The following is a 13,048-nucleotide window of genomic DNA, read 5'->3' as shown; positions in this document are numbered from 1 at the left end:
GTTAACTATTTAATTCTCTCATTACTTTGATTCGTAGATCGTGGGGTAATTCATGAAATTGGTTTTGACTGACAACTATAATTTCATTATCATTTCTGAATCTGAAATTTAGAGCAAGATAAGTTTCACCTTTTTTACATGTGACTGTCCGCGAGATTTCGTTTCCGGCCTTGCAGTTCGAAACAAAGGTTATTTCTTGATCGGTATCAGGTGTAAGCACCAATTTTTCGCAGAATTGAAGAGTTCGGGGAGAACTTTCGTTTAAGCTATCCTTACCTGAATTAATTTTATTGACAAAAAGTAAAATAAGAAGAACCGAGGCACAAGCAGCAACAGCTGTCCTCATAACGAAGATACGAGAGATAGAACCCGATCTGTTTTGCTTTATCCTTTGCAATACAGATGTCCAGATTTCGGATTTGACTTTCTTTTCTTCAGTCATAGATGAAAAGGTATGAATATCTTTATCCGAATCGGAATTCAGCCATTTCTGGACATGCTCCCGTTCTTCTAAAGTACATTCATTCCGGAAGTATTTTTCCAATAAATCTCTATTCATGTTATCTTCCTTATTCATACTTTTTAATCGTTACTAATATCAAGTAGCATAACCAGCTTTGTACCGTAATGAGAAATTAATATTTTTTCAAAAAAAAAATGAAATTTATTATTTGACCTTATTTATTCGGCGAAAATAGTGGAAGTCGCCATTTACTTTCAGGCCTTTCGTTGTGGTTTTATTTTCAGGGTTATATATCCAAATGTAGTTTTCGTTTGATTCTGCTTTATTGGCGATGTAAACCAAACCGTTTTCGACCAAAACATTATCAAGATACCAACCTCTATCGAGAGGTATATTGATTTTAGACAAAGATCTAGTATTTAAATCAACTTCGTAGTATATATAAGCATACTCATCGTAATCGTCCCAGTTCTTTATTAATTGAGGAACATCACACTTTATAATAGCCTTACCATGACCGATATACCAGATACCATACACATGCCCTTGGGTCTCAGCAGTACAAGTGTTAATGAAATATTCCGGATCGACAGAAGTTGATCCGTTTTTTATCCTCAGGATACCCGAAGGATACCCTTTATTCTGATCTTCGGATTCAAGAAGCCTGTCACTTCCTGACGATAAGAAATAAATATTGCCATCTTCGTCATGCACCGATGATGGTTGATAGCGATTATCATTCAATGTCCTTCCGAATTGATCCATTGTTTCTACTCTATTAACCCGCATTCCGGGAAAATCCAGAATTGCAATATGCATCTTATTGGCAGTAGTAGTGCTATCACTACTCTTGGGTTTCGAATAAAATCCCATAAATAATTGCGAATCTCGCCTTTGTAAAAAACCGATTGTGCTCCAGCTGATAGTTTCGGGCTTCGGAATATCAATAACACCTTCCGATATCAGCGACATGTTTCGGGTTTCGACCAAAGCATATGCCGGATGAATAAGGTCTTTGTTCAAGCCTATCATCAGAAGTGTATCATTGGAAATCCAGAGTATACTCTCAAGGCATTCTATCTTAGTTACAGGTAAAGAATCAGATGCCGCAAAAATATTATTCTGTATTTGATATTTTTTTATGAAATGGGTTCGTTCATTCAAATAGTAATATTTGTCGTTCCGAACGGTTAATCCATAATGAATTTCTTTGGAAACTTTTGTCCCCTCTTTTAAAGGATCAATCTCTCCTTCCGAGAGACTATTTACCCTGACAATATATTCGTCATAAGGATCTCCACAACGAACATAAATATCAAATAGCGAAGATGAATCACTAATATTTTTTTGTCCGTTGCCACAGGAGTACAATAAACTCAAGAAAAGAATAGAACAATAGTATATTTTGTTGATCATACAGACAGTATCAAAAAAGAAAGCTGCAAGTTACAAATAAGAACCAAGAAAAATCTGAACTTAGAATAAAAACAGATGTGCATATTCTTTTAATCTGATGCGCAGATGAGCCAAAGCTTTAGTTATATGATATTCCACAGTTCTTTCGGTGACCTGTAGAGACTGTGCTATTTCTTTATTCTTAAGTCCTTCGATCCTGCTCTGTAAGAATACATTCTTACAATGATCGGGCAGTAACGATATTGCGGAGTTGATTCTTTCTTGTAACTCTTTGTATTCGACAAGTTCCTGACTTGAAGTTGTTTGCTCTAAAGTTTGGTAATAGGAGAGTGTTTCCAGTTTGGTTTCATGTCCGACTTTGTTTCTGATATACTCAAAAACCTTAAATTTGGCTGCCTTTACAAGGTATCTTTCAAGAGAATCATTGATTATTAACTCTTCTTGTCTTTCCCACAACGATATAAAAATATCCTGAACAAGGTCTTTTGCTATATCCGGATCTTCAATACTCTTATAACAAATAGAATATAGCTTTTTCCAATACAGATTATAGACAGCTTCGAACTCAATGAAACTATTATCCATCTTATTGACATTAAAAGCTAATGTTGTTTTGTCAGACATGGCGCAAATTTACGGATTGAACGAATACTCTTCAATCCCTATTACTTACTAAAATTATAGCTATTGATACCAACTTATAGTGATGTTTTAATAAAAACAAAGGCCTCAGTTTGTTTTTTCAGCCTATCATTTTGATAATATATATATCAAAATGATAGGCTGAAAAAACAGGAACAAAACCATACAACACTAATTACTAACCACATACGCCCTATTATAATATTTTGGCATATAAATAGCACATAGATATTAAAAACAAATCTATATGTACAACTCAAAAAGAAGAATATGCTTACTCTAATATTAATAATAGCAGGTACGACCTGCTTCGGTTTATTTTATAAGTCAATAGACTTTTTTGAAAAAATATAAAATATAAAATATAAAATATAATAATTATGGCAATATTATTTATTGTAGCGATTGCTGTATTCAGTTATATCTGCTACGTTTTAGTACGTCCTGATAAATTTTAACAAAGAATGGATTAAGATAACTCGGGAAATCCCTTTTTATTAATCTGATCTTCAATAAAATTGGTAAAACAGTAAGAATATGAATACAGAAATTTTAGGTATTATAGCAATGTTTGCGTTGTCGGTAGCATTAGCTATTCCTTTTGGAAAATACATTGCAAAAGTTTATGCAGGAAGTAAAACCTTATTAGATCCTGTTTTTAATCCGATCGAGAGATTCTTTTACAAGGCAAGCGGTATTGACCCGAAAAAAGAGATGACATGGAAACAACATCTTGTGGCACTGCTAACTATTAACTTTGTCTGGTTTTTACTGGGAATGTTAATCTTAATGATCCAAGGCAGCTTACCGCTAAACCCCGATAATAACCCAAGCATGTCTCCCGATCTGGCTTTTAATACAACCATATCTTTTGTGGTAAACTGTAATTTACAACATTATTCAGGAGAAACAGGTTTGAGTTATCTCGGTCAGATGTGGCTGATGTTTCTCCAATTTGTATCGGCTGGAACAGGTATGGCGGCGGCAGCTATTATCTTCAGGGCATTCAGGGATAAGACAACTACTCAATTGGGAAATTTTTATAATTTCTTTGTAAAATCCTGTACCCGCATTCTTTTACCGGTATCTTTTATCGTTGCCATTATATTATTGTTTCAAGGCACTCCGATGACTTTTGAAGGAAAAGACTGTATTACCGCACTACAGGGAAATATCGTAGAAGTGTCCAGAGGTCCCGCAGCTGCATTTATAGCCATTAAACATGTAGGGACAAACGGGGGAGGTTTCTTCGGCACGAACTCTGCCCATCCGCTTGAAAATCCCAGTTACTTCACCAATATGGTGGAGATGATTGCTCAGATGATAATTCCTCTGGCAATGATATTTGCTTTCGGTTATTTTATTGGACGCAAAAAATTATCATGGATGATATTCGGTGTTATGACAGTCGGTTTTTTATTACTTACCATCCCGAATATCGGAATGGAAACGAATGGCAATCCGGCGATCTCGGCAATGGGTGTCGACAATTCGCTGGGGGCAATGGAGGGCAAAGAAATCCGCTTAGGAGCAGCGGCTTCCGGCTTCTGGAGTATTGTTACTACTGCAATTTCTACAGGATCGGTCAATACCATGCATGACAGTACGATGCCCCTATCAGGAATGAACCAATTATTGGCTATGATGATAAACAGCTTTTACGGCGGTGCAGGTGTTGGCATTCTGAACTTCTTCATATTTATCATTCTCGCTGTATTTATCAGTGGATTGATGGTCGGACGCACACCCGAATTCTTAGGAAAAAAAGTAGAAGCGCGAGAAATGAAGATAGCAATGATTATTGCTCTAATACATCCTTTCTTTATCCTTATCGGCACGGGGTTAGCAACGGCATTTCCTCACTTTACAGCCGAAACACTCAATAACCCTGGTTTTCATGGATTCAGTGAGATACTTTACGAATATACCTCATCCTCAGCAAACAACGGAAGTGGATTCGAAGGCCTAGGAGATAACAAACAGTGGTGGAATATCAGTACAGGAATAATTTTAATCCTGTCTCGATTCATCCCCATAATAGGTCCTGTAGCTATTGCCGGACTTTTGGCCGAGAAAAAATTTACACCAGAAAGTGAAGGTACACTAAAAACGGATACGCCGACATTCGGGCTGATGGTCTTTGCTGTAATCTTTATTGTTACAGCATTATCATTCTTTCCATCATTGGCTTTAGGCCCGATTGCGGAATATTTTTCTCTTTATTATTAATTGATCAAAGAAACTCAAAATATGAATAATAAATCGTTATTTCAAAAAGAGATGATTCAGGAGGCTCTGAAACAATCTTTTGTGAAACTGAATCCTAGAATAATGTTCCGCAATCCAATCATGTTTACTGTAGAAATCGGAACGCTTGTAATGTTAATTGTCAGCATCGGGACACTTGCCGGAGCACACGGACAAGGTAGTTTCGGTTATAATTTCACTGTCTTCATCATTCTATTCATTACTCTGCTATTTGCCAATTTTGCTGAAGCAATAGCAGAAGCTCGCGGAAAAGCTCAAGCAGACAGTTTGCGCAAAACAAGAGAAGAAACCCCTGCAAAACTTCAAGACGGCAGGACTGTATCTTCTGCTTTATTAAAAAAAGGAGATGTGTTTATTTGCAAAGCCGGAGATATTATTCCTGCCGATGGTGAAATCATAGAAGGGTTAGCAACCATAGACGAGAGTGCCATTACCGGAGAATCGGCACCCGTTATCAGGGAAGCCGGAGGAGATAAAAGCTCGGTTACAGGAGGAACAAAAATTTTATCTGATAAAATTTTTGTATCGGTTACCACTCAACCCGGAGAGAGTTTTTTGGATAAAATGATCGCTTTGGTAGAAGGTGCAAGCCGACAAAAAACGCCCAATGAAATCGCTTTAACGATCTTGCTTGCAGGATTCACACTTGTCTTTATTATAGTCTGCGTTACATTAAAACCTTTTGCCGACTATGCGAATGTATCTATTACAATTGCTGCATTTATTTCACTGTTTGTGTGTCTGATTCCTACCACTATCGGAGGATTGTTGTCTGCAATCGGTATTGCAGGTATGGATAGGGCATTGCGGGCAAATGTGATAACCAAGAGCGGTAAAGCTGTAGAAACTGCGGGTGATATTGATGTTTTGCTTTTAGATAAAACAGGTACCATTACAATCGGTAACCGTAAAGCAACTCACTTTTATCCTGCTGATGGAGTAAATAACGATGAGTTTGTCAGGGTTGCTGTTCTCAGCTCATTAGCAGATCAGACACCCGAAGGTAAATCAATTGTAGAATTGGCTCAAGTGAATCCTTCAAATTACGATATGCCTGCATCCCGTTTTAAGTTTATTGAATTTACAGCCGAAACACGTTGTTCCGGTGTAGATGTCGGAGATATGCAAATCCGCAAAGGGGCTGCCGATGCTATTCGGGCATTAGCTGAAAAGAACGGTAATCTATATCCTCAAGATGTTGCTAATATGGTAAAAATAATTTCAGAGAACGGAGGAACACCTTTAGTTGTCTCGGTTAACAATAAGATTGTTGGTACGATTGAATTGCAGGATATTATTAAACCGGGTATACAGGAACGCTTTGAACGCTTGCGTAAGATGGGTATAAAAACAGTAATGGTTACCGGAGACAATCCTTTAACCGCTAAATATATTTCGGAAAAAGCCGGAGTTGATGACTTTATTGCCGAAGCGAAACCGGAAGACAAAATGAACTATATAAAAAAGGAACAGAATGAAGGACGGCTGGTTGCCATGATGGGTGACGGTACAAACGATGCTCCTGCTCTCGCTCAAGCCAATGTCGGGGTAGCGATGAATAGCGGAACACAGGCAGCCAAAGAAGCGGGAAATATGGTCGATCTGGATAACGACCCGACCAAACTGATTGAGGTGGTAGAAATCGGCAAGCAATTGTTAATGACAAGAGGTACACTTACCACATTTAGTATTGCTAACGATGTCGCTAAATATTTTGCTATCATTCCGGCTTTATTTATAACAGCTATTCCGGCTTTACAAAGACTCAATATAATGAGATTGAGTAGTTCCGAAAGTGCTATACTTTCAGCCATCATTTTCAATGCAATCATTATCCCTATCCTAATTCCTTTGGCTTTGAAAGGAGTTGCCTATAAACCGATTGGAGCATCCGCTCTGTTAAGACGTAATCTTCTTATCTACGGATTAGGAGGGATACTCGTTCCATTTGCAGGAATTAAATTGATAGACATAATTGTATCATTATTCATCTGATAAAAATATAAAAAATGAAACAGCATATTATCCCTGCCATCAGACTTACAATTGTTACTATTATATTTTTTGCAGTTATCTATCCTATAGCGGTTTGGGGAATTGCTCAATTCTCTCCGAATCAAGGAAAAGGAGAGATCATAGAACACAATGGCAAAAAGTACTATTCGAATATTGGGCAATTATTTACAGACGATAAGTATTTCTGGTCAAGACCATCTTCTGTCGATTATAATGCAGCGGGGTCAGCAGGAAGCAACAAAGGACCATCCAATGAAGAATATCTGACACAGGTGCAGGCACGTATCGATACTTTTCTTATACACAATCCGGAGGTGGATAAAGCTGAAATACCTGTCGATTTAGTGACTGCCAGCGGAAGTGGGCTCGATCCTGATTTTTCGGTACAGGCTGCTAAAGTGCAAGTAAAACGTATAGCAAAAATTCGCAAGATAGGCGAAAACAAACTACTTGAACTAATTGAAAACCAAACAGAAAAACCTTTACTTGGTTTATTCGGCCCTGAAAAGATCAACATATTAAAACTAAATATTGCTTTGGATAATTTAAAGAAATAAGACTTTAATGCATACCTTTATTATTTTTACCATCCTCCAAACCAGACCTGATAATTTCGAGCAATGAATGATGACAGAAAAAGTGCTGAGTATTTTCTCAATTTGATCAAACAATCAAAAAGAGGGAAATTTAAACTGTATATCGGGATGATTGCCGGTGTTGGTAAAACCTACAGAATGCTTCAGGAAGCACACATCTTGCTGGAAGGAGGAGTAGACATCAAAATCGGCTATATAGAAACTCATAACAGACGAGAAACAGTGGCTCTTCTGAAAGGCATACCTGTAATTCAGAGAAGGAAAATCTTTTACAAGGGCAAAGAACTGGATGAGCTGGATGTGCAGGCTGTTATAAACCTGCACCCCGAAGCCGTAATTATTGACGAGCTGGCACACTCCAACATAGAAGGCAGTAAAAACGAGAAACGCTGGCAGGACGTTATCGAAATACTCGAAGCGGGTATTAATGTAATCAGTGCAGTAAACGTTCAGCACATAGAAGGTCTGAATGAAGAAGTGAAGAAGATTACAGGGATAGAAGTTGCAGAACGGATTCCTGATCGTGTGGTAGCTATGGCTGATGAAGTCGTGAACATCGACCTCTCTGCCGATGATTTGGTAAATCGGCTTAAAGATGGTAAAATATATCCGTCTGATAAGATACAAGCAGCACTGGCTAACTTCTTCAAAACGGAACACATACTCCGCTTGAGGGAATTAGCTTTAAAAGAAGTAGCTAGTCATGTATTGAAAAAAGCGGAAAGAGAAACATTGACCTCCCAACCCGGACTACATAAAAACTTTATGGCTTGCATAGGTAGTAATGGAAAGAAAGCCAATAATATTATCCGCAAAACAGCACGCCTGGCCAGCTACTATACCGGCGAATGGTATGTTTTGTACGTCCAGACACCGAAAGAAGAAGCCGATAAGATAGCCTTAAACAGCCAACGGAAATTAATAAACAGTTTCAAGATGGCTGTTGAATTAGGAGGACAAGTAATACAATTAAAACATAAAAATATACCGGAAGCCATTATCGAACAAGCTATAAAAAAAGACGTATCCACCGTCTGCATCGGAATGCCGTACATCAGCCGGTGGCGAATGCTGCTCTATATGGCGACATATAAAAAGATATTAAGGGAATTAAAAAAAGAAGGTATAGACCTAATCATTTTATCATGAAAATAAAAACCAAGTTAACATTCGGAGTTGGACTGCTTTTCTGTCTGATCATGTTATTGTCAGGTGTTAGTATCTGGTATATAAATGATCTGAGAAAAGATACAGGCAACATACTCATGGCGAATTACAATACGCTCGAATACTCACGCAATATGCTTCTGGCCTTAGATGAAATGAATACCGATCAGAGGGCTGTTTCTACTTTTGAAACAAATCTAAAGAAGCAACTCAAAAACGAAACGGAAATAGGAGAACCAGACATAACATTTCAGATATCCAACCTATTCTCTGACCTGAAAATTAATACAGAAAATGACAGCCTCAAAATTATAATACGAAAAGATATTGCTGCTCTGATGAAACTCAATATGAATGCGATTGTACAGAAAAGCCATATCGCAAATAATACTGCAGAAAATGCTATTATCTGGATTATTATTACCGGAGGCTTATGTTTCCTTATAGCATTTGCTTTGCTTGTGAAGCTACCCGGAAACGTAGCTAATCCTATTCTTGCATTAACCGAGAGTATAAAAGAAATAGCAAATCAGAATTACCGCCAACGCCTGAACTACGAAAGCCATAACGAGTACGGAGATTTAGCCAGATCTTTCAATATAATGGCCGAGAAGCTGGAAGAATATTCAAATAGCAGACTCGAAAAAATACTCAAAGAGAAGAAGCGGGTAGAAACACTCATCAATAATATGCACGATCCGGTGATCGGGCTCGATGAACATAAAGTAATTCTTTTTATTAATGACGAAGCATTGAAAACAACAGGCTTATCCCGCAATGAAATACTAAATAAACCTGTTCAGGATATTGCTGTGACAAATGATCTGATCCGTACACTTATTGTAGATCTGATTAATCCTTCGGCAAAAAAAGATGAAGCACCGTTGAAGATTTTTTCTGATGAGAAAGAGTCTTTTTTTGAGAAAGAAATCATCCATATAGAAATCAATAAAACAGGAGAGAATGAAACTGAACTGATTGGTTATGTAATACTGTTAAAGAACATCACCATCTTTAAGGAATTAGATTCAGCTAAGACAAACTTTATCGCAACTATATCACACGAGTTAAAGACTCCGATATCTTCGATAAAAATGAGTACACAACTGCTAGAGCACAATGAGACCGGAATCTTGAACAATGAGCAAAAACAACTTATAGAGGGTATAAAGGAAGACAGTACCCGCCTCCTGCAAATCACCGGAGAATTATTAAATATGTCTCAGGTAGAGACCGGAAATATTCAATTGAATATACAATCGACAGATCCGGAACTCATCGTCAGATATGCTATTGATACAACAAAGTTACAAGCAGAACAAAAGAAGATTAAACTTCAGATTGATGTCGAAACTGATATACCTGATATTATTGCTGATGCCGAAAAAACAGCATGGGTACTTATCAATTTCCTGACTAATGCCATCCGTTATTCGATGGAAGACAGCGAAATTGTAGTTTCTTTGCAAAAAGATGACAAAGGAGCTTTGTTTTCGGTAAAAGACTTTGGTAAAGGAATCGATTTGAGATACAGAAAAAAAATATTCGATCGTTATTTCCAAATTCCCGGAAGTTCAAAATCGGGTTCAGGGCTGGGCTTAGCTATCAGCAAAGAGTTTATCGAAACACAAGGAGGAACGATAGGAGTAGAGAGTTCTCCGGGTATGGGCAGTACATTCTTTTTTATAATACCGTACAGTAAGAGCTAAAATCTCAGAATTTAAAGAAACATCTACAATGAAAAAGATATTATTGATAGACGATGAAGAAAAACTTCGTAAACTGATGGCTCGCATAATCGAGTTGGAAAAGATAGAAGTATATCAGGCTGAAGATGCGACAGCAGGATTGAAATTGTTGGAGAAACATGATTTTGATGTTATTATTTGTGATGTCAAGCTTCCTGATGCCAACGGTGTAGAATTGATACCCCGAATAAAAAGGATACAACCTCTGACCGAAATAATACTGTTGACGGCATACGGGAATATACCGGATGGTGTTCAGGCTATCAAAAACGGAGCTTTTGACTATATTACAAAAGGAGATGACAACAACCGAATAATACCGTTGGTATACAGAGCTTTGGAAAAGGCTGAGCTATCTAAACGAGTAAACCGGCTTGAAGAAAAAATAGAGCAGAAATATTCTTTTGACAATATTATAGGAAAATCCGCACCTATTCTATCGGCTATAGAAATGGGTCGAAAAGTGGCACAAACAGATGCGACTGTATTACTAACCGGAGAAACAGGAACGGGTAAAGAAGTATTTGCCCAATCGATACATTACGGCAGCCTTCGAAAGAATAAACCCTTTGTTGCAATCAATTGCTCTGCCTTCAGCAGAGAACTATTAGAAAGCGAACTATTCGGACACAGAGCAGGATCATTTACAGGGGCATTGAAAGATAAGAAAGGCCTTTTTGAAGAAGCTCATGAAGGCACTATCTTTCTGGATGAAATAGGAGAAATGCCGATTGATTTACAGGCTAAAATATTAAGGGTGCTCGAAACAAAAGAGTTTCTGAAAATAGGAGAAACCAAATCTCAAAAGATTGATGTAAGGATTATTGCCGCGACAAATCGCACGTTAGAGAAAGAGATTGAAATAGAACATTTCAGACGGGATTTGTTTTATCGTTTATCGGTATTTCAAATCCATTTACCTCCTCTAAGAGAACGTGTCTCTGATATAAAATTGTTTGTCAATGAGTTTGTACATTTGTTTGCTGCTAAATCAAACAAAAGAATCGTGACCATCTCGACGGACTACTTAAAACTATTGGAACAGAACGTATGGAAAGGAAATATAAGAGAATTAAGAAACGTGATAGAACGCAGTGTAATTCTGACAGATGATGATACTTTAAAAATCGATACGCTCCCACTCGATATACAATATCCCGATACCAGTTCTTCTGATTTTATAATAACCATGGCATTATCGGATATAGAAAAACTGCATATCAGAAAAATCATGAATTACACAAAGGGGAATAAAGCCGAAGCTGCAAGAATTCTCAAAATCGGGATAGCAACTTTGTACCGAAAAATAGAGGAATATAAACTGTAATAAAATAAGGATATATGCACTTTCTATCTTGTCAATTATCCTTTTTTACGACATTCCGTGCCACTTCTATCTTATATTTCTTACCCTTCATCTTTTCATCTCTTATATTGGATAAAAGAGTTTTTACTGCAGATGAACGAACAGCAGCAAAAGAGATAAAATCTTTTACTTCGATCAGACCCAAGTCGGATTTATCGAGTTTGCCTTTCTGCAAAAAGAAACCGACAATATCGCTTTTATTCAGTTTATTCTTTTTACCACCACTCACATAAATTGTCTGATATTCGGGACGGTTAGGTAATGACTTTCCTTTGCTGATTTGTAAAACATCTAAATCGTCCGAAACATAGTCAGGCATCTTATCTTCTTTGAATTGTATAATATATGCGGTTCCCGAAGCATGCATACGAGCCGTACGCCCATTACGATGGACAAATTCACTCTCCTTAGACGGCAGATGATAATGTATTACGTGATTCATTTCGGGGATATCCAGCCCCCTGGCTGCCAAATCGGTTGTAACCAGATAGTTTAAGCTTCCGTTTCGAAACTGAACCAGAATTCTTTCCCTGTCATCCTGATCCATCCCACCATGATAATATCCGGTTTGTATCCCTTTCTGAATCAATAAGTCACTGATACGTTCGGTTACTTCCCTGTGGTTACAGAAAATAAGAGCAGGCTCCGAATCAAGAGAACAGATAAGATTAAACAAGGTCTCTATTTTATCTTTCTCGGGAGACAAAACAAGCTTTACAGAAAGAGATTCGTTTTTTTCTTCTTCAATATAATCCAGAATTACAGGAGCTTCCATCTTCACAAAGCTCGGAATTTCGACATCGGATGTAGCCGACAGCAGTACTCTTTTCTGTAAATGAGGAAGCCGACCGATAATTGTTTCCATTTCATCCTGAAAGCCTAATTGCAGAGATTTGTCGAATTCGTCCAACACCAAAGTCTGAATAAAATCCGTATCAAAAGATTTTCTATCCAGATGGTCAGTCAATCGCCCCGGGGTCCCGATAAGCAAAGCAGGTGGATTACTTAAGTTTTTCAGCTCGGTATCAATAGAGTGTCCCCCATAGCAAACATTGACCTTGAATTTAGTTCCCATCTTCTTCCAGACCTGTTCAATCTGAAGAGCCAATTCCCTCGAAGGAACAACTATCAGACACTGTACTTTTGTTATACCTTCATCTAACAGATGAAGAACAGGTAAGAGAAAAGCCAGAGTTTTCCCTGAACCGGTAGGAGATAATAATAATATATTGGGATTCTTAACTATCGTATCCAGAGCTGCAATCTGCATCTCGTTCAGGCTATCAATAGCTAGATTGGATAATATGCTTTTGTTCTGATCTTCTGATTTCATAGAACAAAGGTAAGATATTATCTTATAGTCCCC

The 13,048-nt window shown here is 37.6% G+C and carries 10 protein-coding genes; 6 read left to right on the top strand and 4 right to left on the bottom strand.

Annotated features, from left to right (window positions below; translation table 11 throughout):
- Position 1 precedes the first annotated feature (1 nt).
- The 3 genes from K322_RS0108730 to K322_RS0108720 all read right to left on the bottom strand — a co-directional run bounded on the left by K322_RS0108730 (position 2) and on the right by K322_RS0108720 (position 2,503).
- Positions 2 to 577: a hypothetical protein gene (locus K322_RS0108730; RefSeq protein ID WP_026626545.1), complete on the bottom strand. Its 576-nt coding sequence runs from the start codon at positions 575 to 577 to the stop codon at positions 2 to 4.
- A 90-nt stretch (positions 578 to 667) separates the two neighbouring features.
- Positions 668 to 1,879 carry a DUF4374 domain-containing protein gene (locus K322_RS0108725; RefSeq protein WP_026626544.1) on the bottom strand — a complete coding sequence of 404 codons (1,212 nt, stop codon included), beginning with the start codon at positions 1,877 to 1,879 and terminating at the stop codon, positions 668 to 670.
- Positions 1,880 to 1,939: 60 nt separating this feature from the next.
- Positions 1,940 to 2,503: an RNA polymerase sigma-70 factor gene (locus K322_RS0108720; RefSeq protein ID WP_026626543.1), complete on the bottom strand. Its 564-nt coding sequence runs from the start codon at positions 2,501 to 2,503 to the stop codon at positions 1,940 to 1,942.
- A 555-nt stretch (positions 2,504 to 3,058) separates the two neighbouring features.
- On the opposite strand from K322_RS0108720, the gene kdpA reads away from it, so the two are divergent.
- The 6 genes from kdpA to K322_RS0108690 all read left to right on the top strand — a co-directional run bounded on the left by kdpA (position 3,059) and on the right by K322_RS0108690 (position 11,643).
- Complete coding sequence (kdpA, locus tag K322_RS0108715) at positions 3,059 to 4,750, top strand: potassium-transporting ATPase subunit KdpA (RefSeq protein ID WP_026626542.1); 1,692 nt, start codon at positions 3,059 to 3,061, stop codon at positions 4,748 to 4,750.
- A 21-nt stretch (positions 4,751 to 4,771) separates the two neighbouring features.
- The gene (kdpB, locus tag K322_RS0108710; protein ID WP_026626541.1) at positions 4,772 to 6,784 is read left to right on the top strand and encodes a potassium-transporting ATPase subunit KdpB; all 2,013 of its coding nucleotides are present in this window, start codon (positions 4,772 to 4,774) and stop codon (positions 6,782 to 6,784) included.
- Between the two features lie 14 nt (positions 6,785 to 6,798).
- The gene (locus tag K322_RS0108705; protein WP_026626540.1) at positions 6,799 to 7,362 is read left to right on the top strand and encodes a K(+)-transporting ATPase subunit C; all 564 of its coding nucleotides are present in this window, start codon (positions 6,799 to 6,801) and stop codon (positions 7,360 to 7,362) included.
- A gap of 63 nt (positions 7,363 to 7,425) precedes the next feature.
- Positions 7,426 to 8,550 (top strand): sensor protein KdpD, encoded by a 1,125-nt coding sequence (locus K322_RS0108700; RefSeq protein WP_026626539.1) that lies wholly within the window; start codon positions 7,426 to 7,428, stop codon positions 8,548 to 8,550.
- On the top strand, positions 8,547 to 10,277 hold the full coding sequence (locus K322_RS0108695; protein WP_026626538.1) for an ATP-binding protein: 1,731 nt from the start codon (positions 8,547 to 8,549) through the stop codon (positions 10,275 to 10,277). Before K322_RS0108700 ends, K322_RS0108695 begins: the two co-directional genes overlap by 4 nt.
- A gap of 28 nt (positions 10,278 to 10,305) precedes the next feature.
- Entirely contained in the window at positions 10,306 to 11,643 is a 1,338-nt protein-coding gene (locus K322_RS0108690; RefSeq protein ID WP_026626537.1) for a sigma-54-dependent transcriptional regulator, read from the top strand.
- A 31-nt stretch (positions 11,644 to 11,674) separates the two neighbouring features.
- Here K322_RS0108690 and K322_RS0108685 read toward each other — a convergent pair whose 3' ends face one another.
- A complete protein-coding gene (locus K322_RS0108685) occupies positions 11,675 to 13,015 on the bottom strand; it encodes a DEAD/DEAH box helicase (protein WP_026626536.1) in 1,341 nt (446 codons plus the stop codon).
- Positions 13,016 to 13,048: the final 33 nt, after the last annotated feature.

Source organism: Indolivaga capnocytophagoides DSM 22835 (assembly GCF_000426485.1).
GTDB lineage: Bacteria > Bacteroidota > Bacteroidia > Bacteroidales > Dysgonomonadaceae > Dysgonomonas_A > Dysgonomonas_A capnocytophagoides.
This window is presented reverse-complemented; position numbering and strand designations above follow the sequence as displayed.

Excerpts from the sequence above, each read along its gene's own strand:
- kdpA (WP_026626542.1), top strand. The coding sequence starts at position 3,059 with ATGAATACAGAAATTTTAGGTATTATAGCAATGTTTGCGTTGTCGGTA.
- K322_RS0108690 (WP_026626537.1), top strand. The coding sequence starts at position 10,306 with ATGAAAAAGATATTATTGATAGACGATGAAGAAAAACTTCGTAAACTG.
- K322_RS0108695 (WP_026626538.1), top strand. The coding sequence starts at position 8,547 with ATGAAAATAAAAACCAAGTTAACATTCGGAGTTGGACTGCTTTTCTGT.
- kdpB (WP_026626541.1), top strand. The coding sequence starts at position 4,772 with ATGAATAATAAATCGTTATTTCAAAAAGAGATGATTCAGGAGGCTCTG.
- K322_RS0108705 (WP_026626540.1), top strand. The coding sequence starts at position 6,799 with ATGAAACAGCATATTATCCCTGCCATCAGACTTACAATTGTTACTATT.
- K322_RS0108730 (WP_026626545.1), bottom strand. The coding sequence starts at position 577 with ATGAATAAGGAAGATAACATGAATAGAGATTTATTGGAAAAATACTTC.
- K322_RS0108720 (WP_026626543.1), bottom strand. The coding sequence starts at position 2,503 with ATGTCTGACAAAACAACATTAGCTTTTAATGTCAATAAGATGGATAAT.
- K322_RS0108700 (WP_026626539.1), top strand. The coding sequence starts at position 7,426 with ATGAATGATGACAGAAAAAGTGCTGAGTATTTTCTCAATTTGATCAAA.
- K322_RS0108725 (WP_026626544.1), bottom strand. The coding sequence starts at position 1,879 with ATGATCAACAAAATATACTATTGTTCTATTCTTTTCTTGAGTTTATTG.
- K322_RS0108685 (WP_026626536.1), bottom strand. The coding sequence starts at position 13,015 with ATGAAATCAGAAGATCAGAACAAAAGCATATTATCCAATCTAGCTATT.